Source organism: Sphaerisporangium sp. NPDC051017, assembly GCF_040683095.1.
Lineage (GTDB): Bacteria > Actinomycetota > Actinomycetes > Streptosporangiales > Streptosporangiaceae > Sphaerisporangium.
In genome coordinates this window covers 40,898-62,849 of sequence record NZ_JBFBCI010000051.1, presented here as the reverse complement: position 1 = coordinate 62,849, position 21,952 = coordinate 40,898, and the positions used below count along the sequence as shown (strand labels likewise).

Below are 21,952 nucleotides of genomic sequence, written 5' to 3'. Positions count from 1 at the left end.
ACCTCAATCGCCGGCCGTGACGGGAAGGGGGAGCACCCACATCGATACAGCGTTCATGGGTCTCACCTCCTCGGGCGGTGTCACGGTCAACTGCAAGCTACAAGCCCGAGCATCACCCCGTCCAATCCTTTCCCAGCCACGTGATCACGACTCCGAACGGGCCCGTGCGGTTGCAGGGCGAATCCGGCATGGTGGCCCGGCGGTCAAGAACCACTGGGCCGAGAACGACGGACTCTGACCGGCAACGCCTCATGAATCCTCAGTCCTTGGCGGCTCCGGCCAGGTTCCCGCCCAGGTCAGCTGTCCGCCGTGGCCGGCCGTACCGGTGCGAAGGTCGCCTGACCGGCGCGGCGGAAGCACCAGAGGCGACGGCCGAGTGCGACCGCCCCGAGCACGCAGCAGGTGATGCAGAAGAGCGCCAGCAGCGGCAGCAGCCAGGCGGTGACGATCCAGTACTGGAAGCTGAACGCCCCCCAGATCAGCGTCGGCAGCACCGCGCCCAGCACCGTCACCAGGGCAAGGGGCACGAGCCGCAGAACCAGCCTCGGCCGGCGCGCCGCGCGGCGTCGCGAGGCCCAGCGGCGCGCTCGGACGGCCGCGGTGACCAGCAGTGCGGCCATCCCCACCGTGAGCCCGAGCAGGACCGCGTTCACGACGGTGAGCGGGTTGCTCATCGGCGTTGCCGGTGCCCCGATCCGTTCGGCGAGAAGGTTGGTCGAGAGCAGGCTGGGATCGCCGCCGCTGTTGGTGAGGACGAGGGCGGCCACACCGGTCTTGGGCGAGAAGACCATGTCCCCGGTCCACGTCGCCAGTGTTCCGCCGTGGCCGATCACCGACGGCGGGGCGTCTGCCGCGACGGGGCGGGACCGCCAGCCCAGGGCGTAGTCGCCGGCCTTCGGCTGGACGGTGTGCAACTCGGCCAGGGAGCCGGCACTCAGCAGGTCCGCCCCGAAGGTTCCCTGGTTGAACCGCAGCCACCGCACCATGTCGTCCAGGGTCGAGATCACCCCGCCGTTGCCGACGCAGATTCCCGGCATCTCCGGTGCCGCGACGGCAACCCCGAGAACGACCTCGTACCCGGACGGCAGGCCCTCGGCACGATCGGAACACCCCAGCGTCGAACTGGTGCCGGTCATGCCCAGCGGCCTGAACAGCTCGGTGTGGAGGAAGGCGTCGAAGGACTTCCCCGACACCACTTCGACGATCCTCGCCGCGATCGAGTAGTTGGTGTTGTGGTACTCCGAGCGGGTGCCCGGATCGGCGGCCAGGGTCTTGTCGGCCAGCCCGGCCACGATTTCCTGCGCGCCGCGCGGAGGCGGGAACACGTACTCGTTGTTCGTGCTGTTCGACAGCCCCGAGGTGTGGCTGAGGACCTGGCGCACGGTGATCCCGGTGAAGCGCGGATCGGCCATCCTGAAGTCGGGCAGGACCTTGATGACCGGGTCGTCCAGGGAGACGCGGTCACGGTCGACCAGCAGCATGATCGCCGCAGCCGTCATCGACTTGCTCATCGACGCGATCCGGAACCGAGTCCGCGCCGTCACCGCGTTGCCGTCCCCGTCCTGGCCGCGGACGATCGTCTCGACCGACGACCCGTCGATCACGGCCGCCGCGACACCCGGCGTACCGTAGACGGAGCGGTAGTCGTCGACCAGTCGTTCGCCGGTGGCATGGGCCGGTGCCGTCCAGCCGAGCAGCACGGCGACGAGCACACCGCCGAGGACGAGGAGGGAGGTCACACGAGGAAAGCGCAGACGTAGGAAATGCACGACGTCGAACCTAGGCCGGGCGTCACCGGCCGACATCACCCCAAGGGGTGAGACGGCACCACCCGGCAGGATGGAATCTCAGTCAGGCAGATCGTTGCGACCCACAAGCCCGTTCTCGTACGCGTGGATCACCGCGTGCACGCGGTCGCGCAGGTCCAGTTTCTGCAGGATGGCCCGGACGTGCGACTTCACCGTGTTCTCGCTCAGCACCAGTTCCGCGCAGATCTCGCTGTTGGACCTGCCGCGGGCGAGTAAGCCGAAGATCTCGACCTCGCGTGGGGTGAGGCCGTCCAGGGCTGCCGTCCTCCGCATCGGCACCTGCCGTACGAGATCGAGGATCGTCGCGGCCACCCCCGGGGCGAGCGCCGACGTCCCGGAGGCGACGTCACACACGGCCTGGGCCAGGGCGGCGGGCCGGACGTCCTTGGTCAGGTAGCCGCTCGCGCCGGCCCGGATGGCAGCCACGACCAGTTCGTCATCATCGAACGTCGTCAGCATGAGCACCCGGGTCGACGGTGCGATCCTGACGATCTCCGCCGTGGCGGCGACCCCGTCCATGCGCGGCATGCGGATGTCCATCAGTACCACGTCGAGGCGGTGCCGCCGGACGACCTCGATCGCGGCGCTGCCGTTCGCGACGTCGTGGGTGACCTCGATGCGTTCGTCGGCCGACAGCACCGTACGGAGCGAGGCCCGCAGCAACTCCTGATCGTCGACGAGCATGACATGGATCCCGGTCATGCCCCCTCCTTCGTGGGGAGCCGCGCCCGCAGCACCCACCCGTCGTCCCCGTCGTCGATCGACAGGGTGCCGCCTGCGGTACGCACACGTTCCTCGATCCCTATCAAGCCGGTCCCCTGGCTGCCGACATCGCGAAGCGCCTTGCCGCCGTCGTCGCGCACCTCCACCACCACCTCGGCCGGGGTCCAGCGCAGGCGAACGGTCACCTCGACCGGTGGTTCGAGGTGGCGCAGCGCGTTGGTGATGCCCTCCTGCACGGTCCGGACCGCCGCGACCTCGGCACTCAGGCTCAGTGGCCGTCGCTTACCCACCTCCGCGAACGTCATCGCATGGAGCGGGCTCGCCGCCGAGGCCACGAGGTCAGGGAGGGCATCGAGCGAGATCGGGACCTCTCTGGGCCGGGAATCGGCGCGCGGCGCCACGGTGGCCGGGCCCAAGGTGGCCAGCATCGCTCGCAGACCTTGGTGGGCGTCCCGGCCGACCTCGGCGATGTCGCCGAGTTCGCGGCGGGTCGCCGGATCCGCCGTCGTCACCGCCGCGGCCTCGATCCGCGCGACCATGACGGTGACCGTGTGGGCGATCACGTCGTGCAGGTCGCGGCGGATGCCGGCCCGTTCGTCCGCGACCGCCGCGGCCAGTCGTTCGCTCTCGGCTCGCCGGCCGGCCTCGTGCCTGCGACGTACCAGCAGGGCCGCAAGCCACACACCGCCGACCAGGAGCATCAGCAGCCCGCCCTCGACCAGGCGGGTCCACCCAGGGATGTCAGGGGGCGGCCGGGCCCACGCCACCAGCTCGGTGAGGACGATCCCGAGCGCGGCGACGGCCAACGCAACCACCGAGGACCTGACCGAGACCAGGCTGGTCAGCCGCCACAACGTGAGGGGGAAGCACACAGCCGAGGGCAGCATGCTCGGTGACCAACCCAGGGAGGGCGTCATCACCAGGACGAGCATTGCCAGCGCGCCGATCGCGTACCCCACCCAAGGCCGTCGATGGGCCACGACCGCTCCCACATGGAGCAGGACGGCAGCACCCGCCGCGGCGAAGATCTGCCACAGGTCCGCGCCGAGGTGCCAGACGCCCGCCAGGATGATCACCGTCAGGAGAGCCAGGACCACGTGCACCACCACCGTCGTCACCGGCCATGTGCTCCGGCGCTGGGAGGCTGTCACGGTCGTCGCCTTCCGGTGGGCTCGTGGTGGGGAGCCGTGCCTGGCTCGACGTGCCACAGGATAGCCAGCAACGGGCAGGCCGATTCTGGCGCCCAGCCACGAACCCGCCGGCGAAGCCCGTCGATGAGCTGCCTCATCGAACGCCGAGCCGTCGAAGCGCAGCAACGGTAGCTGGGCGGCCCGCCGATCTTCCCCGGTTCAGGGGTCTCGCCGGCATCCCTTCTCGATGGTGTCCTTGTCGCGCAGCGGGCGCAGTGTGAATCTCGGCGGTCAGGTACGCCAGGGGCGTTGGCGGCAGGTCGGCGATTCGGGCCGGTTGGGAGGAGAACCGGGCCGGCGCCCGATCCAGAACCTTCAATCGCTCGGCAGTGGCGGGCTGGGTGGGCAGGTCACGCATCGGTTGATTCTCTCGAGGGGTGGGTGCTCTACCGACAGCGTGGCAGTTAGGCGGCTGCAGTGGTTGACGCGCCGTCACTCCGGTAGCGGCACAATCTCCATGTGATCTCCGCCGAAGCGGCAGTGGCCGCCGCCGTGTCGATCGCCGTTCGCCGCGGCGTGCGCGTCACCGAGCCCGAGATCCTGAAGGACTCGTTCAACCTGCGGGTGCACCTCCGGCCCGCCCCGGTCGTGGCGCGCGTCCCGACCGTCACCGCGCTCGGCCGCCTGCGCCCCGTTGAGGCGCTGGCCCGCGAGGTCGCCGTCGTCTCCTACCTCGCGAGCAGGGGCGCGCCGGTCGTCCCGCCGAGCGACCTGTTGCCCCCTGGGCCCTTCGAACGGGACGGATACGCCGTCTCCTTCTGGGCGTACGCCGAGCACGACCTGGGCGCGCGCCCGGACGCCGCCGTGGCGGGCCGCCTTCTCGCCGAGTTGCACGACGCTCTGCGCGGGTATCCGGGCGGACTGCCGTACCTCGGCCCGGCGCTGGACGAGACCGCCCACCTGCTCGACCGGCTGGACCCGATGCCCGGAGCCGGCGCCGAGACCCTGGCCGAGCTGCGCGACGACCTCGGCCGGGTGACCGCCGAGCTGAGCGCGATGGACGGTCCCACCCAGGCGCTGCACGGCGACGCGCACCCGGGCAACCTGCTCGCCACGCCCGCCGGGTGGCGCTGGATCGACTTCGAGGAGACCTGCGCCGGGCCGGTGGGCTGGGACCTGGCCTGCCTGCGTGGCACGGGGCGGCTCGACGGGCGCGCGGCACTGCGGGCGTACGGCGCGGACCCCGACGGCGCGGAGCTGCGGCCGTTCTTGCGGGCGCGCCGCCTTCAGGGAGCGCTGTGGATGCTCGCCAAGGTGCGCGGCTTCCCAGGCGAGGCCGCCCGGGCCGAGGCCGCTCTCGACCGGTGGCGCCAGGGGATGAAGGGCTGACCTGGACGGCTCGACGGTCGCCCTGGTGCAAGGATGGCCTCGTAAGCGCGCCACAGGTTTACAGCACGCGCAATGTGATCCACTGGGATGATGTGGCGGCTGTGGATACCGCGCTAGGCCACGACCTGCCCGTGCACACGCCGCGACTGGGCGGGCGTTCCTGGCGCCTACGGTGACGGCCCCCGCTAGGGTCCATGTCACCAGCCAAAGTAACTCTTTGTAATTGGAGTCCGGCCTACGTTGCAGGCGTTGGGTGCTGTCACTGATTCGTGCATCTCGACCACCGTGCCGTACGAGGTGGCCACACAGTCGCCGGTGTCCCACTGGGCGCGCGACACCGGGTTCAGCCAGTACGCGTGGCGGTCCATGCCGGCCAGGCGCTCGAGGGTGGCCAGGGCGGGCGGTGGTTGGAGCGGGTGTCGCCGAGGATCAGCAGGAAGGGCGCGCGGCCGCGGGGCCACGGCCGCCGCCCTTGATGCCTTGCAAGAACAATTCGGCGGTGGCATAGCGTCTCTGATTGGCTTAGCGATCCTGTGCGTCACACAGAATCAAGGCACAACGAGCTGCCCGGTATTCACCGATCGTCTTCGTGCCCTGGTGCCGGCAACCGGAGCCGCCGGCCCGTTGAGCACGTCCCTCCGGACGCTGACCGGTCAGGCGTGCACGGCCTGACCGGGGAGGGTGCCCGACGTCGCCTGGGCGCCGGGCGTGCTGGTGACAGTATGCCACGACATAACTACGATTCGCTAATCGAATCAGAAAGCCTGGGCGTGAGAACGGGTGTCCGCGCTCGTCTTCGAGCGGCATCGCCTGGCACCCGGCACTCGTGGATCGGATCGGATCGGATCATGACCGCTTTGGCGATCCAGATGTCTCACCGGCAAGATCGCACCGTTCTCGCCCTGGCCGGGGACCTGGACGTGGCCTCGTGCCCTCACCTGGACGACGCCGTGGAGGCGGCGCTGTGCGTCGGCTGCCGGCACCTGGTGGTGGACGCCGCCGGACTTCGCTTCTGCGATTCCCACGGCCTGGAGGCGCTGCTGCACGCTGTTGATGCGTTAGGCCAGGTCCATGGAACCGTGGCGCTGGTCAACGTCCATGGTCTGCTGCGCCGTGTCCTGGACATCACCCAGACGGCCGCCTACTTCGCCGCTGTGACCGATGCCCCGGTCTCGTGCGAGGCGCGCCCACCGTGGCGGGCGCCTTGATTCAGCACAGATAAATTATTCAATTCAGAACAGATGATTTGCATTCGATCATGAGGCAGCGCGGTGCCGGTCTTTCGACCGGTCCGTTTCTTCGGGCCGCTTCCCTCACCCGGCGCGGCACTTTCACGGCACCGGGCGCTCCGCAGGTCCCGTGTGTGACCGCAGTGTCCTCAAGTGCTCGATCAGGGGCGGCACGCCGTAGCACCGGCGGGGACGGGCCCCGACGGCTTGAAGCGGCCCCACCGGGGTGGCTTGGGAGCGTGTTGAGCCTGGCCAGTGGGGTCTTCGTCGGCTTCTTGCAGATCTTTCGCGGAATCCGAGGCGAGCCCGGTCGCGTACTTCAGTATTGGTCCGATTTCGGGGGGTGTCTGCGGTGGCCAGGTGGCCGCCGGCCCGCGCGATGTCGCGAAGGCTCGCGGGCGAGCTCTGGGACCCCCGAAAGAGCTTCACCAGGTCTGCGTCCACTTTCAGCGCGCCGACGATCGCGGTCGGGGAGGCGGCCCCTCGCCACGACACGGTCGCGGCGAGGGGCTCCCGGTCTCAGCCCCGGGTGCTGAGGGCGAACACCTTGAGGTTGGCGGTCGCGGCGCTCGTGAACGACGCGGCTTCACGGGCCGGGTCGACGGGCAGGGCGACATGCCAGATGCGCACGGCGCGGCCGTCGGCGGTGCCGTTCACGTTGTAGCGGGTGCCGGCCGTGATCGCCGTTTCCTCTCCGAAACGCGGTGACGGGCTCGCCCAGTCCGTCACCTTCAGCGGGGCTGTCGACGTCGTCCCGTCGGTGTAGGTGATGATGACGTCGGTCTGCTGGTCTCCGTTCACGGCCGTGACGAGCAGGTCGAGGGCCGCGTAGCGGCCCGGGGTGAGATAGGTCCGCTGGCCGCGCAAGCTCATGAAGTTCCCCGCGGTGCCCGCCGTTTGCGGGATCACATAGTCGCGGCCGACGACGGTGCGCACGCCGGGAGCGGGCAGCTGCTCGGCGGGGAAGCTCCAGCCCTTTCCGTCCAGGTTGCCCTGGGCCTTGGCGTCCGCGGTGGCCACGCCGTCCACGTCGTACTGCAGTTCCTGGGCGCAGTACGACCCGGATGCCACGCACGGACCCGGCAGGTTCGGCACCGGTGTGTCCGCGGCGGGCACGTGGTCGACCGGAAGGTCGCCGGCGTCCGTGGCCCACTCTTTGTTCGGTGCCGGACCCACCTCCACGACGAGGTCGCCGCCGCCGTTGACGAAGGACTCGGGCAGCCATGACCGGGTGGAGGACCTGCCGTCGACCCGCACCCCCTGGACGTAGACGGCCTCGGGCGAGGCCTTCGGCGCGGTCACCGTGATGGTCGGCCCGTCGCCGCGCTTGATCCATGCCTTCGGGAACATCGGGCTCGACAGCAGCATTTCGGCGCGGCTGGGCGTCTGCGGATACATGCCGAGCGCGGCGAAGACGTACCACGCGGACATCGTGCCCAGGTCGTCGTTGCCGGGCAGGCCGCCAGGCCCCGTCTTGTAAACGAGGGACGCCATCGCGCGCACGGTCTCCTGGGTCTTCCACGGCTGCCCGAGCGCGTTGTAGAGCCACGGCGCGTGGATGCCCGGCTCGTTGGTCGGGTCGTAGCGGAACCCGTCCCCGCCGGTCGCCCACGACCCGTTCGGGCGGTGGAAGAACGCGTCCAGCCGTTCGGCCGCCCGCTGCCTGCCGCCCATGGCGGCGGCGAGGCCTGACACGTCGTGCTGCACCATCCAGGTGTAGGTCGCGCTGGTGCCCTGGGCGAAACCGGTCTCGGAGGTCGTGGAGAACGGCCACAGCCAGGTGCCGTCGGCCTTGCGGGCCTGCTGGTATCCGCCCTCGCCCGCGGCCGATGGGTTGAAGGTGTTGCGCCACCAGCTCGCCCTGGGCATCAGCGCGTCGTGGTCGGCTGTTCGTCCGAGACGCTCGGCCCAGTCCGCGAGCGCGAAGTCGGCCGCCGAGTCCTCCAGGGTCTCGGCCGCGCCGCCCCAGCAGTGGCAGGTGCCCTGCGGGGCGTAGCCGAGCCGCAGGTACTCCGCCAGGTTGGGGCGCTGACCTTCGCACTGCCCCGGGCAGCCCTTGTCGGACAGGCCCGCCGGGTCCGGTACGGTCGCCTGCCGCACCAGGGAGTCGAAGGCGCCGCGCACGTCGAAGTTGCGGACGCCGAGCGCATAGAAGCCGGCCAGGGTCGGGGCCGACGGGTCGCCGGTCATCACATGGGTGGGGCCGTTGACGTGCACCCAGCGGTCCCACACGTCGCCGTTCTGCTGTGCGAGGTTGTACAGCGACTGCGCGAAGTCGCCGGCGACCCGGGGTTCGAGCAGCGCGAGAAGCTGGGTGTGGGCGCGGTACTGGTCCCAGCCGGAGAAGTTGCCGTACTGCGCCCGCTGATCGGGGGCCAGCAGGTGCACTCGCTGGTCGCTGCCGAGGTAGGTCCCGTCGACGTCGCTGGCGATGTTGGGCTCGAGATAGGAGTGGTACATCGCGGTGTAGAAGGTGGTGAGCTGGTCCGGGGTCCCACCGGCGACCTCGATCGACCGGAGCTGTTTGTTCCAGTCCCGGGTCGCGTCGGCGGCCACGGAGGCGACATCGTCGTTCGGCTTGATCTCACGCGCCAGGTTCCGCTTGGCCGCGTCCAGGCTCGTGTACGAGATGCCGATCTTCACTCGGACGTCGGCGTCGGAAGCCGTGTCGAAGCTTACGTATCCGCCCGATCCGCGGCCTGCGCGGTCCGCGCCCGTCGCGTAGCCCTCGCCGCCTCGCGCGGTCGTGGCGCCTCGGCGCAGCTCGCCGTCGACCCAGGTTCCGGTGGCGGAGAAGGCGCGGTCGAACGACGCGACGAAGTGCAGCCGGTAGTAGCTCTTCCTGTTGTTCACCCCGCCGTTGGCCCGGCGGCCGCAGAAGGCGCCGGTCAGCACCGAGCCCGTCACCGTACGGGTGTCCGGGTCGATCGTGATCTCCGCGTCCTCGCTGCCGTTGAGCGAGTTGGACACGCGGAACAGCAGGTTGGCCGGGGCGCCCTGGGGGAAGGAGAACTCCCCGATTCCCGCCCGGGTCGTGACGGAGAGGTCGGCCCGCGCGCCGGAGTCGAGCGTGACGGTGTACCGGCCGGGCTTAGCGGTCTCGTTGGCGTGGCTGAAGGTGCCGGCATAGACGGCGTCCTTGGTGTCCGCCGTCGGCGAGGACGTGACCTCGCCCACGTAGGGCATGATCGGGATGTCTCCCGCGGCCCCGGGATGGCAGCCCGCGCCGTTGACGTGCGTCAGCGCGAACCCGCGGGTGCGTGGTGTGCCATGGGCGTACCCGTTGGCTCCGGCGGCGTTGGTCTGGTCGCCCGCGGTGTTGGTCGGGCTCCACGAGATCATTCCGAACGGCCGGACGGCGCCGGGGTAGGTGTTGCCGCCGTTGGCCGAACCGATCAACGGGTCGACGTAGCGGACGGGGTTGGAGACCTTGGCGGGTAAAGGGTCGGCGGCTGCGGGCACGGGGCTCACGGTGGCTCCGACGGCCAGGCCGGCGAACGCGATGGCAAGGTATGAACGGGCAGAAAGCACGCAAAGATCTTCATCGATGCGCTCCGACCGGAACGTGAACGCCTACGTAAGCACAGGCGTCGACATGCGCAACAGGCGGCGGGTGCCGGACAGCGCGCCGAATCTATGACGCGGTGGCCGCTCAGGACACCATCACGCTGATCCGCTCGGCCATCCGGGGTCTGCTGCACGGTCCCTCGCCCATACGCTTGACGGTGTGAGGGAGGGCGAGGCGGAGCGGCGCGACGTGCCGCCGACCCCCGGTGTTGTTGCCCTCCCGCACGAACCCGTGCGGAAGTGGAGATGGCAGGACACGCTGCTGCCCACGCTCCTCGCCGTCACGCAGGTGCTCGTATCGGCATCGCCGGACGTGTCCGCGACGGTCGCTCAGGTGCTCGCCCCGGACTTCTCCGGGGTCACCCACGGCACCGCGCGGATCGTGCTCGTGACGCTGAGCACCACCCTTGCCTGCGTAGCGCTCGTCCTGCGGCGCGTCGCGCCCGAGTGGGCACTCGGCGGCATCCTCGCGGCAGCCCTGCTCGGCATCGGCACGGGCGGCACCGCCGTGGTATGGCCACTCGCGGTGACCCTGGCGCTGTACTCCCTGGCCGTTCACCATACGGCCGGGGTCGCCGCCGCCGGAGCCACGGCGACCTCGCTGGTGGCCGCCGTGGTCGCCACAGCCGCCGACGCCGCCCTGAGGACCGTCGCGGGGATCACGCTGCTGGTGGCCGGCGCCGCCGCGATGCTCTGGGTGGCGGGCAGGTCGAGGCGGCGCAGGCGGGCGGGCCGGTCGGCGGTCGCCGCCTATCACGCGAGGGCCTCATCGATACCGCGTTTCGCGGCGGACGCCGAACGGGAACGACTCGTCGCGGAGTTGCACGACGTGGCGGCGCACCGGCTCACCGGGATCGTCGTGTCCGCGGCCGCCGCGACCCGCCTCGGGGACCCACGGCTCGCCGCTGAGGCCATTGGTCACGCCGCCGACGCCGGACGCCAGGCCCTGACCGAACTGGACCGCCTCGTCGCCTCGCCCGGTCCCATGCCCCCGAAGAACACCAAGCCCCCGAACCAGACCACCGGCCTGAACCCGACCGCGACGCTGAACCACACCGAGCGTCCGAGCCGGTTCACGAGCTCGAACCGCACCGCGCCCCTGAACGACACCCCGGTCTTGGCGGACATCGACGCGCTGGTCGCCCGACACGGGCGCCTCGACTACCTGCGCACGGCCGTGACCGCCCCTCCAGAGGTCGGCGCCGTCGCCTACAAGGTGGTGCGCGAGGCTCTGACGAACGCGATGCGATACGCCTCGGGCGCGTCACGGGTCCGCGTCGAGAGCACCCACGGAGGGCTTGTCGTCACCGTGACCGACCGAGGCGGTACGGCCGCCGCACCCGGCCTCGGCACGGGAAACGGACTGGCCGGGCTGTGCTCAGCGGTGTCACGCCTCGGCGGTTCCTTCACAGCGGGCCCGGCGAAGCACGGCTGGGAAGTACGAGCCCACCTGCCCTACGACCCCATCGCCTCCTCCCCCCGCTCGACACCGCCTCCACGCCGGGAGCACTGGCGGGGGGCGGCTGCGCTCGACGCCGCGCTGGTCGTACTCGCCATCGCGCTGTCCCTCGGCGCGGGGCTTGCGCCGGGTGACGATCCGGATGCCTTCGCCTCGCCGCTACCGGGCCTGCTGCTGGCAACGCTGTTCGCGCTGCACGCTCTCCCCCTGTGGTGGCGGAGGAACGCGGCGCGCCGCGGCCTGACCGTCACGCTCGCCACCCTCGTGGTCTGGCTCGGCCTCGATCTGGCCGGCTGGCCCGGACCTCGTATCAGCGACACCTTCCTGTGGTCCTGGTGGGTGGAATTGGCGCTGCTCTACGCGATCGGCGTCCACCGTACGGGCGCTCGGGGCTGGCCGGCGCCCCTCGCCGTCGCGGGCGTCGGCGGGCTTGTGCTCGCCGCCGGAGACGGCATCCACGGCAACCGGCCGGCGGTATGGGCGGTCCTCACCACCGCACTGGCGATCCCCTGCGTCGCTGTGTGGGCGCTCGGCATGTACGTCGCCGCGCGGCGACGACGGCGCGGCGCGGCCACCGCACAGGGTCGCGACCTGCTCGACCGTGACGCCGCCTCAGCGGCATCGGCCGAGCGCGGGCGGATCGCCGACGGGTTGCGCCGCACGGCACGGCGGCACGCCCAGAACGTGATCGAGGAGGCCGACGCGGGCCGCCTCGACTCCGTGCTGGCCGAGGCCAGGGCAGGTCTGGCCGCGCTGCGGAAGCTCCTGGCGGAACTGCGTAGTCTGGACGACGGTGACGACCCGCCTCCCACCGTGGACGGCATCGCCGCCCTGGCGGCCCGGCGGGGTGCCGTGGCCCGTTATGTCGGTACGCGCAGCCCGCTACCGCCTGCAGTCGAGGTCGCCGCCTATCAGGTCGCCGGTGAACTGCTCGCGAGCGGAGACACCGTCACGGTGACCTTTCCCGGCGAAGGCGTCACACTGTCGTCAGGTCCAATGTCCGTCGACCCCTCCCTGGGTCGGCGACTGCGCGTCCTGCTCGACGCCTGCGACGGTAGGCTCATGACCGACCACGACGGCACGATACGGGTATGGCTGCCAGAGACATTCGTCCCGTGACCCCGAGGGCAGCCGTGGTGCAGTGACCGCCGGAGGTGTCCCTGTCGTGACCAAGGTGCAGGTTAGGGTGCCCGACTCGTGATCCGTGTGTTGATCGCCGACGATCAGGCTGTGGTGCGCGCGGGGATCTCGGCCATCGTGGACGCGGAGCCCGACCTCGAAGTCGTGGGCCAGGCGGCGGACGGTGAGGCCGCCGTCGCCCTCGCCACCTCACTCCGTCCCGACGTCGTCCTCATGGACATCCGTATGCCGGGCGCCACCGGGCTGGTCGCGACCACCAGGATCAGCGCCGCGATCCCCTCGATCCGCGTGGTCGTCCTGACGACCTTCGATCTCGACGAGTACGTGTTCGCGGCCCTGCGCGCCGGTGCCGCCGGGTTCCTGCTCAAGGACGCCGACCCCGAGCGGGTGATCGACGCGGTCCGGCTCGTCGCGCGGGGCGACGCTCTGCTGGACCCCTCCGTGACCCGTCGCCTGATCGACCACTTCGCCACCGGACCCGGGCCGGCCGACACCGACCGGCTGGGCGTGCTCACCCCCCGCGAGACGCAGGTGCTCCGGCAGGTGGCACGCGGCCTGACGAACGTCGAGGTCGCAGCCGTGCTCGGCATCAGCCCCGCGACCGTGAAGGACCATGTCGCGGCGGTTCTCGGGAAGCTCGGCGTACGGGATCGGGTGCAGGCGACGATCGTCGCCTACGAGACCGGCCTCGTCCGTCCCGGCGTCCCCTGACACGACCAGCGACCGGCACGAGATCACCCACCTCTGCCCTACCAGCGTGAGCCGCCGCCCGTGGTCACCGGGTGGGCGTCCGCCGTGGAGCGGGGTGGGTATCCGCCGTGCGGCGGGGTGGCGACCTGGGGAATCTCGTTCCGGAGTGCCAAGAAAGGTCCTCTGCGTGCTTCTAGCGTGACGCGCATGGCATCTAACCTCCCGCGCCGCGCGATCGGTGGCGTTCTCCTTCTCGTCGGTGTCGTGGTGGCTCCGCTCGCCGGTGTCGCCGGCTTTCTCGGCACCGCGGCCATGACGGCCGCCGTACCGGTGCTCGCGGCCGCCGGGCTGGTGGCGGCCACCGGTTCGGGGTTCCTCCTCGCCTGGCCGGCGTTTCACCTGATCGGGGCGCGCCGGGGCCGCGGGGCCGCGATCCTTCTCGCGGTCGGCCTGACGCTCGCGCTCGCCGGGCTCGCGTCCGTCACCGTCTTCCGGCCCGGACCGATCCCCGGCCCGGCCTCCACCGCCCCGGGCGTCCTCTACTGGGATCTGCCCACCGGGTCCAGGATCGCGTACGTCCACGCCCCCGCCAACGGCAAAGCCAGGCCAACGCCGGTGGTGTTCCTTCACGGCGGTCCAGGCACCCCCGGTGAGGGGGTACCCGCGGCCGGCAAGGTCCTGGCGGCGAAAGGCTTCGAGGTGTACGCCTACGACCAGCTTGGCGCGGGACGCTCCACCCGGCTCTCCGACGTCACGGGCTACACCGTCGCCAGGCATGTCGCCGACCTCGAGGCGATCCGCCGTACCATCGGCGCCGACAAGTTGATCATCGTTGGCCAGTCATGGGGCGGGTCGCTGGCGGCCCAGTACCTCGCCGCGCATCCGGAGCACGTGGCCAAGGTCGTCTTCTCCGCACCGGGAGCCCTGTGGCCCGGCGCGCTGCCCGGCGGCGACGGCGAGCCGTGGGACCGGCTCACGCCCGCCCAGAAGGAGCGGTACGACGAGCTGGCCTCCGCCCCGCGGCTGCTCGCGGCGTTCCTCCTCCTCGGCATCAACCCCCGCGCCGCCCACGCGCTGGTCGGCGACGACGAAGCCGACGCCAGATTCCACGAGTTGGCACTCGTCGGGAAGGACACCGCCTCATGCCCCGGCACGCCGCCGAGGACGCCCCACGAGAACCGCCAAGGCTTCTACGTCAACCAGGTCACGAGCGCGGATTTCCAGCAGGTGGCCGATCCCCGTCCCCGGTTGCGGCATGTTCGCGTACCCGCTCTGATCATGCGGGGTGAGTGCGACTTCATCAAGTGGGAGGCGACGTACGACTACCGGCGTACCCTTCCCTCGTCGACGCTGGTCTACATCAAGGGCGCCGGTCACCCCATCGCCGCCGACCAGCCGGCCACGTACACCGCGCTGCTGGAGTCCTTCCTCCTTGACCGGCCGCTGCCCTTGCCCGCATACACGTCGCCCACCCCGCCCCGCTAGCCAGGGGATACACCGACAAGTACGCATCTGGATGGAATTGCCGGAACAAGTCGCCCGGTGGCGGGTAGGTCACCGTAATGACCAAGCACACACCTTGGGACGAGGAGACCGCCGCTCGCAACAGGTCTTTGAGTCGGGTGTGCTTCTGTACGTGCTGCCGGGCGGCCTCTGGTCACAGGCGTCACGCTCTGAGAGCGGTCACGTGGAACTCTTGATCAGCGGACAGGAAAGTCGCGGCTGACGGACACCGGTTCCTGGTTGGCGGCCATAAAAGTGAGCGAATTGGCCGCGGAGACATCGACCAGCGGCTGCGGCAGCTCGCCTCGATGTCGATCCCGCCTGGCGGCAGAAGGGTGAGCAAGCGGGGACTGTAATCGGCGCCCAGCGGATCCAGGACCACGTCCACGCCGTCCTGGAGCGCCTTGCTGGAGTCCGCCGCCGTGTGCGCGCCGGCGGTTGTCGCGGGCACTCGCCGAGGCCCCGGCAGCCGCCGGACGGCGGGCATCGGTGCTCCTCAGTCCAGTACGAAGGTGCCGCCTGCGGTCGTCGCCAGGTCGGGCCCGAAGGCGGCTGCCGGTGTCCAGACGCCGGGGCTGCCGACACCGCGGGCCAGCAGTTCGGTGACGGTGGCGGTGACGTCGGCCGTGAAGTCCATGCCGTCGCCGGCGCGGAGCCATCCCTCGTGCCGGGTGCCGTCCGCCCACTCGATGACGGCGTGCCCCCAGGAGTGCTTGCGCGGACGGGGTGTGGCCTTCGCCTTGACCCGGCCGAGCCGGTCGACGGTGAAGCGTCCCACCGCCGGAACGGACAACAGGCGGCCGAGCAGCGGGAGCAGGGCACGTATCAGCGGAGCGCTCGGCACGAGAGCGGAAGTGGCGGTGACGAACGGTGCTCCGCTCATCGCATGCGCCGCGACGAGGTCGCCGGACGCGGCACCTCCCGACTTCGCCGACTCCCCGTCCGGGAAGGCGAGTTGCTGCGGGTCCGCGCCGAGGCGCGACGTTATCAGCCGCCCGTTCTCGTACCGCCGTCCGCCGGCGGTGAGCATGTCCACGAGGCCGGTCGCCAAGGCGGCACCGAGTACGCCCGCCTCGACGCCCACCGAGGCCACGGCGTCGACCCGCACCCGGTGCGGCGTGGGCCGGCCTTCGCACAGCTTCGCCACCACCGCCTCGGTCGCCAGCACGCCGAATCCGGCGCCGGTGACCAGGGTGCTGCCCGCCCGCACCGCTTCGTCGTGCAGGGCGAGCAGCCCCTCCACGGCGGCCACGTCGTTGGCCTGGTCGACGTAGTGGCCGCCGGGCATGCAGGCACGGGCGATCATCGGTGCCGTGGCGGCGTAGGCGCCCATCGTGTTCACCACCACCCGCGGGCGCTCCCGGGCGATCTCGTCCGCGATCCGCTCAGCCGAGTCGGCGACGACCACCTTCGCGTTCCTGGGCAGACCGGCTTCGGACCCGGCGGAGACCATCCGCTCCCGGCTGCGCCCGACCGGCACGACCGTCAGCCCCCGCGCGGCCAGTCGCGCGGTCACGCCTCGGCCGACACGGCCCGTGGCCCCGACGATCCACACCTCGTCGTTCGTCCTGCTCCCGCCAGTCGTCCCGCCGGTCTTGCTGGTCTTCGTCATGTGAGCGTCTCCCTGCCTGCTCCGGGCCGCACCGGGGATGGGTACCCCTCAGTGATGACACAGCGTGTCGTGAGTGCAGGCTACCACTGATGACACGGTGCGACATCACCCATTACCATCGACCTGTGCGAGATGGGATCCGGGTGCCGAGGAGCGCCTGAAGCGGGCGGCTGTCGAGCTGTACCTGGAGCGCGGCTACGACAACGTGACAGTGAGCCATATCGCCGAGCGGGCCGGACTCACCCGGCGCTCCTACTTCCGCTACTTCCCCGACAAGCGGCACAGGCGGAACCCCGGGCCTTCAGCCCGGGGAGCGCATAGGACGAGAAACCGCCGCGGCCCGCTGACCCGGCCGTGGCGGTTTCTCGTTGTCGCGTCAGAGGAAGCTGACGTTCTGCGCCAGCGTCAGCCGGCTGGAGTAGTTGACCGTGGTGGTGGCACGGCGCATGTAGGCGCGCCAGGCGTCCGAACCGGATTCTCGCCCGCCACCGGTCTCCTTTTCACCGCCGAATGCGCCACCGATCTCCGCGCCCGAGGTGCCGATGTTGACGTTGGAGATACCGCAGTCGGATCCATCCGCCGCCACGAACAGCTCGGCCTCCTGCTGGTCCCGGGTGAACACCGACGACGACAGTCCCTGCGGCACAGCGTTGTTCAGCGCGATCGCCTCGTCGAAGTCGTCATAGGTCAGCACGTACAGGATGGGGGCGAAGGTCTCCTCGCGCACCACTGCGGTCTGCTCCCGCATCCGGACAAGGGCGGGCTCCACGTAGGCCGCGTCCGGCGCCTCGTCCGCCAGCCGCCGACCGCCGCCGACGAGGACCTTGCCGCCCTCGGCCTCCGCCCAGGCGAGGGCGTGACGCATGCCCTCGGCGGCCGCGGTGGTGATCAGCGGTCCGACGAGAGTGCCGTCGGCGAACGGGTCACCGATGGGCAGCTTCCGGTAGGCGGCGGTGAGCCGGTCGACCACTTCGTCGGCGAGGTCTCGCTGCACGATCAGCCGGCGCAGGGTCGTGCACCGCTGCCCGGCCGTACCGGCGGCGGCGAACACGATGCCGTGCAGAGCCAGCTCGAGATCGGCCGACGGGGCCACGATCGAGGCGTTGTTGCCACCCAGTTCGAGCAGGCTGCGTCCGAACCGGGCAGCCACCCTCGGCCCGATCTCGCGCCCCATCCGGGTCGAGCCGGTCGCGCTGATCAGGGCGACCCGCGGGTCGTCGACGAGCTTCTCTCCGATGCCGCGGTTCCCCAGCAGCAGCCGGTGCACCTCGCGAGGCGCGCCGGCCTCAGCGGCCGCACGGTCCAGCAGGTGGCTGCACGCCAGCGAGATCAATGGGGTCAGCTCCGATGGCTTCCACACCACCGTGTCACCACAGACCAGGGCGATGGCGGTATTCCAGGACCAGACCGCCGCCGGGAAGTTGAACGCCGAGATGACGCCCACGACGCCGAGCGGATGCCAGGTCTCGGCAAGCCGGTGGCCGGGGCGCTCGGAAGCGATCGTGCGGCCGTAGAGCTGCCGCGACAGACCGACAGCGAAGTCGCAGATGTCGATCATCTCCTGGATCTCACCGAGCGCCTCGGAGCGGATCTTGCCCGCCTCCACGGTGATCAGGTCGGCGAGATCGCCCTTGTGCTCGCGCAGCAGATCACCGAGCCGCCGCACCAACTCTCCTCGGACAGGGGCGGGTGTGGTCCGCCAAGTGCGGAATGCCGTCTCCGCCTCGGTGACCGCCTGTTCGGCCTGTTCCGCGGTGGTAGCGGCGAGCTCGAACAGTGGCCGGCCGGTGATCGGAGTGCGTGCGGTGAGGCCAGTGCCTTCGGGTGCCGTGATGCCGACGCGCCGGAGGGCGCCCAGCGCCCGCTCCCGGATCGCGTCGGTGCTGAGCAGGGTGTTATCTGACATCAGTGGTCCTTTCCAAGGCGCGAAGAGAAATCATCCGAGCTCGCCGGCGAGGTCGAGTGCCTTGGCGACCTCGGCGATCGATGCGCTCTGCTGCTGTTCGTAGAGCGAGAACGGGTCGTGGATGTCCCGGTCGATCTCCCCTGCCAACCAGTCCAGGTCGTACCGGACGCCTTCGCGGGTGTTGTCCCGCGTTCCTTCGCCGCTGAGGTTCGACTGGAAGATCCCGGCGGCCGAGCGGGGCAGGAAGTCCTCGTAGACGATCGGCTCGGCCCGCAGCCAGCCCTGATCAAGCAGGCCGGTCACACCCGTCGGTGGCTGTCCGTGGCGAGGCCGGTCGTCACGCAGGCGATAGGTGAAGAACGCCAGCCCTTCGTCGATGAGGCCGCGTTCGGTGCCGGGGAAACCCTCCCGCCACACGGTTCGCGCGGCTTCGTCCCACCCGGACTCGGCGGCACGCCGGTCGGTCTCCTCGAGAAGCAGGTCATAGCGCGCGCGCCCCCTATGGGTCAGCGCGATTCCCCGCGCCTCCACCTCACCGAACCGGACCCGCAGTGCTCCGGTGGTGACGCTTCCGTCGGCCAGGCGCATCCGGCGTGGTTCGGCCAGGGCCCGGAAGGATGTCTGGCGCAGCAGGACATCCGGTCCCTCCCAGCGTGGCGGGCCCTGGATCGCGTCGATCATCTCGATACCGCGTTCGGTCATCGTGCGGTACAACTCGTCGATGTCGAGCACGCGCGGGGTGAGGTGGTTGATGTGGGTGCTGCGCACCCCACCGATGTCGGCGGCGACAGCCGACACCTGTTCCAGCGTCTCGTACCACGCCTTGTCGACGGGTTCACCCGACAGCGCGAACGACCCCACCGCCAGGTTCACAAAGCGCTCGGCCTGGGCCTGCGGCAGCTCCTTCTCCCGTTCGGCCCGGTCCGCGAGATCGATCAGCTCCGGCGGGAACAGCTCACGTCCGGCCAGGAAGTTCGCCAGGCGGGCCCGCAGATCATCGTCGAAGAACCGCGGGTCCCCGGGGGTGAGCAAGGAGGTGAACACGCGGAACGGATTACGGGCCAGTTCGTCCGCCTCGATCGGGCGGAAGGCCGTCGAGATGACCGGCACCGCGCTGGTAGCGGCCTCACGCAGGTCGTAGAAACCGACCGGGTGCATGCCCAGGGCGCCGAAGATCCGGGCAACCTGCTGCAATTCCGTCGGTGTGCCGACCCGGATCGCTCCATGCCGCTCAGCGGTCACCCGGGCTATCGAGCCGAGCCGCTCGGCTTCGGCGCCCGATCGCTCCAGCACCGCGGCGTTGACCTCGCGGGAGACGTCGACCAACGTGGTGTAGGCGGGCACTTCGCGGCCGTACATATCGGACAGCCGGCGCGCGAACTCGGCGCGCAACTGCCACTGCCTGATGGTCGTCACTGCTTTCCTCTCGATTCGCGGATCACACGATGTGCGTTTCAGGCCGGGTGAACGCTCCCGGCGCGAACCGCGATGCGCTCAGTGGGCTCACGTCGAGGAATGGCTCGCGCTCCAGGTAGAGGTCCCGGATCACCTCGCCGACGGCCGGCGCCTGCAGGAAACCGTGTCCGGAAAAGCCCGTGGCATAAAGGAAGTTGACCGTCTCCTCGGCCCGTCCGAGCAGAGCGTTGTGATCCGGGGTGACCTCGTACAGCCCGGCCCAACCGGGTTTCAGGCCGACGTCCAGCAACCGCGGCGCGCGCCTCTCGATCGCCTCGCCCAGGCGCGGCAACCAGTCCTCCGCGTAATCCAGGTGGAATCCTGGTTCCTGGTCCGGATCGGACATGCCGAGCAGCAGGCCCCGGCCCTCCCGGTGGAAGTAGAACGATGTGGCGAAGTCGATCGTGAAGGGCACCACCGGCGGCAGGTCGGGCATCGGCTCAGTGAACATCACCTGCCGTCGCAACGGCTGGACCGGCAACTCGACGCCGGCCATGTCGCCGATCGCGGCCGACCAGGCGCCCGCGGCACAGATGACGGTGTCCGTCGCGATCTTTCCCTGGTCGGAGACCACCGCGGTCACTCGATCGCCTGATCGTTCGAGGCCGAGCACCGTCGTGCCGGTACGCAGGGCCGCGCCCCTCCGCCGCGCAGCGTTGGCATACCCCAGCACCACCGACTCCGGAGTGCAGTGCCCGTCGTCAGGCGAGAACGCCGCCGCCAGCACTCCCTCGGTGTCGATCACCGGCGAGAGCCGCCGCGCCTCGTTCACGTCGATCATCCGGCTTGTCACGCCGAGTTCGTTCTGCAGCTTGACATCGCGCTCGAATGCCGCGACATCGTCCTGAGTGGACAGCAGGAACAGGTAACCGACCTGGTGCAGGTCGATCTCCTGCCCAGGCCGCCGGCCGAACCGGGTGAACGCTTCGAGGCTGCGCGCCCCCAGTGCGATGTTGAGCTTATCAGAGAACTGGGCGCGCACCCCGCCCGCGGCGCGACAGGTCGAACCACAGCCCAACTCTCCCCGCTCGAGCAGGACCACGTCGGTGACGCCCGCTTCGGCGAGATGGAACGCGATACTGGTGCCGATCACACCACCGCCGATGACGACGACGGAGGCGCTATCGGGCAGTGGAGTTCGGGACATCGAAAGCGACCCTTTCCTGGAGTGCCTGGACGACCTCCCCCATGGTGAGTCCCGAGATCGTTCACGTCTATTGACACTTCTTTCCATGAATTATTTAGAATCCTTAAATGGAATGGACGAGCGCGCAGCTGCGCTCACTGGTCGAACTGACACGCCGGGGCACGATCACCGCGGCAGCCGACGCGCTCGGCTACACGCCAGGCGCGGTCTCCCAGCAACTGGGGGCGCTGGAGCGGGCCGCCGGGATGGCGCTGCTGCGCCGGGTGGGACGCCGGGTCGAACTCACCGACGCTGGTCGCGCACTCGCCGCCCACGCCGAGCGGATGCTGGGCATCGCGGCTGACGCCGTCGCCGCCCTGGAACGCACCACCCACACGGTCTCGGGCGTGCTGCACGTGGGCCTGTTCGCCACCGCCGCCGCGGAGATCCTGCCACTCGCCCTCGCGCGCGCTCAGAACGAGCACCCCGACCTGACCGTGCACAGCCGGGAAATGGTGGTCGACGAGGTCTACGACGCGGTCGCCGCCGGGTCGGTCGACCTCGCCCTCGGACTGGACTATCCCGACGTGCCGATCCCGCGCGACCCCGCGCTGCGGTTGATCCGTATGCTGCGAGAACGGTTCTCACTCGCCCTGCCCGAAGGCGTGCTGTCCGGAGTCCGGGAGATCGGCCTGGCCGACGCCCGTGATCTCGGCTGGATCCTGCCGGACCTCGGCACCCACTACGGGCAGGCGATCCTTACGGTCTGCCGGCGCGCGGGGGTCGAACCCCACGTCCGCCACCAGGTCACCGACACCGCCGCCTCCCTCGCGCTCGTCGAGGCGGGCGTCGGGATCACCCCGGTCACGGACCTCATGCTCCGGCTGCGGCCGTCCCGGTTCCGGGTCGTCGACCTTACCGAGCGATTCGAGCGGCACATTGTCGTCATCGTGCGCGCCACGGCGCAGAGCCGTCCGACGGTGGCGGCGCTCATCGGTGTCCTCCGAAAGCTGGCCACCGCCGGGGAATGACTCCGGTGCCCCGCGAGCACCGAGGGCGTCACTCAGACCGCTGCCCAGTCCGGCTGCCGGGATCCCTTGCCGTTCTTTGCGAGGTGTAATACCTTACACCTCGATCCAGAGAAAGGTAGGGCCGGCCGTGAGTCAGAGCACTGTCACGCAATACGATGGCAAGAGGGGATTGAGCCGCAACCTC

14 protein-coding genes and 1 pseudogene are annotated in these 21,952 nt (G+C 70.3%); 7 read left to right on the top strand and 8 right to left on the bottom strand.

From position 1 onward, the window contains the following. Positions 1-296: 296 nt before the first annotated feature. From AB0M95_RS30990 to AB0M95_RS30980, 3 genes are all read right to left on the bottom strand, one after another. On the bottom strand, positions 297-1,769 hold the full coding sequence (locus AB0M95_RS30990; protein WP_363772143.1) for a serine hydrolase domain-containing protein: 1,473 nt from the start codon (positions 1,767-1,769) through the stop codon (positions 297-299). 78 nt (positions 1,770-1,847) lie between these two features. Continuing rightward, positions 1,848-2,510: a response regulator transcription factor gene (locus AB0M95_RS30985; RefSeq protein ID WP_363772139.1), complete on the bottom strand. Its 663-nt coding sequence runs from the start codon at positions 2,508-2,510 to the stop codon at positions 1,848-1,850. Next, complete coding sequence (locus AB0M95_RS30980; protein WP_363772136.1) at positions 2,507-3,682, bottom strand: histidine kinase; 1,176 nt, start codon at positions 3,680-3,682, stop codon at positions 2,507-2,509. Before AB0M95_RS30980 ends, AB0M95_RS30985 begins: the two co-directional genes overlap by 4 nt. A gap of 498 nt (positions 3,683-4,180) precedes the next feature. Here AB0M95_RS30980 and AB0M95_RS30975 point away from each other — a divergent pair, with 498 nt between their 5' ends. Together AB0M95_RS30975 and AB0M95_RS30970 are read left to right on the top strand one after the other, a co-directional pair. After that, a complete protein-coding gene (locus AB0M95_RS30975; RefSeq protein ID WP_363772133.1) occupies positions 4,181-5,050 on the top strand; it encodes an aminoglycoside phosphotransferase family protein in 870 nt (289 codons plus the stop codon). Between the two features lie 848 nt (positions 5,051-5,898). Continuing rightward, positions 5,899-6,258, top strand: coding sequence for an STAS domain-containing protein (locus tag AB0M95_RS30970; RefSeq protein WP_358526883.1), 360 nt, complete (start codon positions 5,899-5,901; stop codon positions 6,256-6,258). A gap of 540 nt (positions 6,259-6,798) precedes the next feature. On the opposite strand, the gene AB0M95_RS30965 is transcribed toward AB0M95_RS30970, so the two are convergent. Next, entirely contained in the window at positions 6,799-9,810 is a 3,012-nt protein-coding gene (locus AB0M95_RS30965) for a GH92 family glycosyl hydrolase (protein WP_363772130.1), read from the bottom strand. Positions 9,811-10,006: 196 nt separating this feature from the next. Between AB0M95_RS30965 and AB0M95_RS30960 the strand changes: the two genes are divergently transcribed. The 3 genes from AB0M95_RS30960 to AB0M95_RS30950 all read left to right on the top strand — a co-directional run bounded on the left by AB0M95_RS30960 (position 10,007) and on the right by AB0M95_RS30950 (position 14,620). Then, positions 10,007-12,424, top strand: a complete 2,418-nt coding sequence (locus AB0M95_RS30960) for a histidine kinase (RefSeq protein ID WP_363772127.1) — start codon at positions 10,007-10,009, stop codon at positions 12,422-12,424. A 78-nt stretch (positions 12,425-12,502) separates the two neighbouring features. Next, the gene (locus AB0M95_RS30955; protein WP_363772124.1) at positions 12,503-13,156 is read left to right on the top strand and encodes a response regulator transcription factor; all 654 of its coding nucleotides are present in this window, start codon (positions 12,503-12,505) and stop codon (positions 13,154-13,156) included. 186 nt (positions 13,157-13,342) lie between these two features. Next, the gene (locus AB0M95_RS30950) at positions 13,343-14,620 is read left to right on the top strand and encodes an alpha/beta hydrolase (RefSeq protein WP_363772121.1); all 1,278 of its coding nucleotides are present in this window, start codon (positions 13,343-13,345) and stop codon (positions 14,618-14,620) included. Between the two features lie 514 nt (positions 14,621-15,134). Here the strand turns inward: AB0M95_RS30950 and AB0M95_RS30945 are convergent. Further along, positions 15,135-16,250, bottom strand: a complete 1,116-nt coding sequence (locus AB0M95_RS30945) for a saccharopine dehydrogenase NADP-binding domain-containing protein (protein WP_363772118.1) — start codon at positions 16,248-16,250, stop codon at positions 15,135-15,137. Between the two features lie 73 nt (positions 16,251-16,323). Here AB0M95_RS30945 and AB0M95_RS30940 point away from each other — a divergent pair. Beyond that, a pseudogene (locus tag AB0M95_RS30940) lies at positions 16,324-16,518 on the top strand (helix-turn-helix domain-containing protein); the annotation flags it as partial. Between the two features lie 108 nt (positions 16,519-16,626). Here the strand turns inward: AB0M95_RS30940 and AB0M95_RS30935 are convergent. Genes AB0M95_RS30935 through AB0M95_RS30925 form a run of 3 tightly spaced genes read right to left on the bottom strand, consistent with a single transcriptional unit; the run spans position 16,627 to position 20,758 of the window. Continuing rightward, positions 16,627-18,156 (bottom strand): aldehyde dehydrogenase family protein, encoded by a 1,530-nt coding sequence (locus AB0M95_RS30935; RefSeq protein ID WP_363772115.1) that lies wholly within the window; start codon positions 18,154-18,156, stop codon positions 16,627-16,629. 30 nt (positions 18,157-18,186) lie between these two features. After that, positions 18,187-19,572 carry a VOC family protein gene (locus AB0M95_RS30930; protein WP_363772112.1) on the bottom strand — a complete coding sequence of 462 codons (1,386 nt, stop codon included), beginning with the start codon at positions 19,570-19,572 and terminating at the stop codon, positions 18,187-18,189. Between the two features lie 22 nt (positions 19,573-19,594). Continuing rightward, positions 19,595-20,758 (bottom strand): FAD-binding oxidoreductase, encoded by a 1,164-nt coding sequence (locus AB0M95_RS30925; protein ID WP_363772109.1) that lies wholly within the window; start codon positions 20,756-20,758, stop codon positions 19,595-19,597. A gap of 107 nt (positions 20,759-20,865) precedes the next feature. Here AB0M95_RS30925 and AB0M95_RS30920 point away from each other — a divergent pair, with 107 nt between their 5' ends. Continuing rightward, the gene (locus tag AB0M95_RS30920; RefSeq protein WP_363772106.1) at positions 20,866-21,768 is read left to right on the top strand and encodes a LysR family transcriptional regulator; all 903 of its coding nucleotides are present in this window, start codon (positions 20,866-20,868) and stop codon (positions 21,766-21,768) included. The last annotated feature ends 184 nt before the right edge of the window (positions 21,769-21,952 follow it).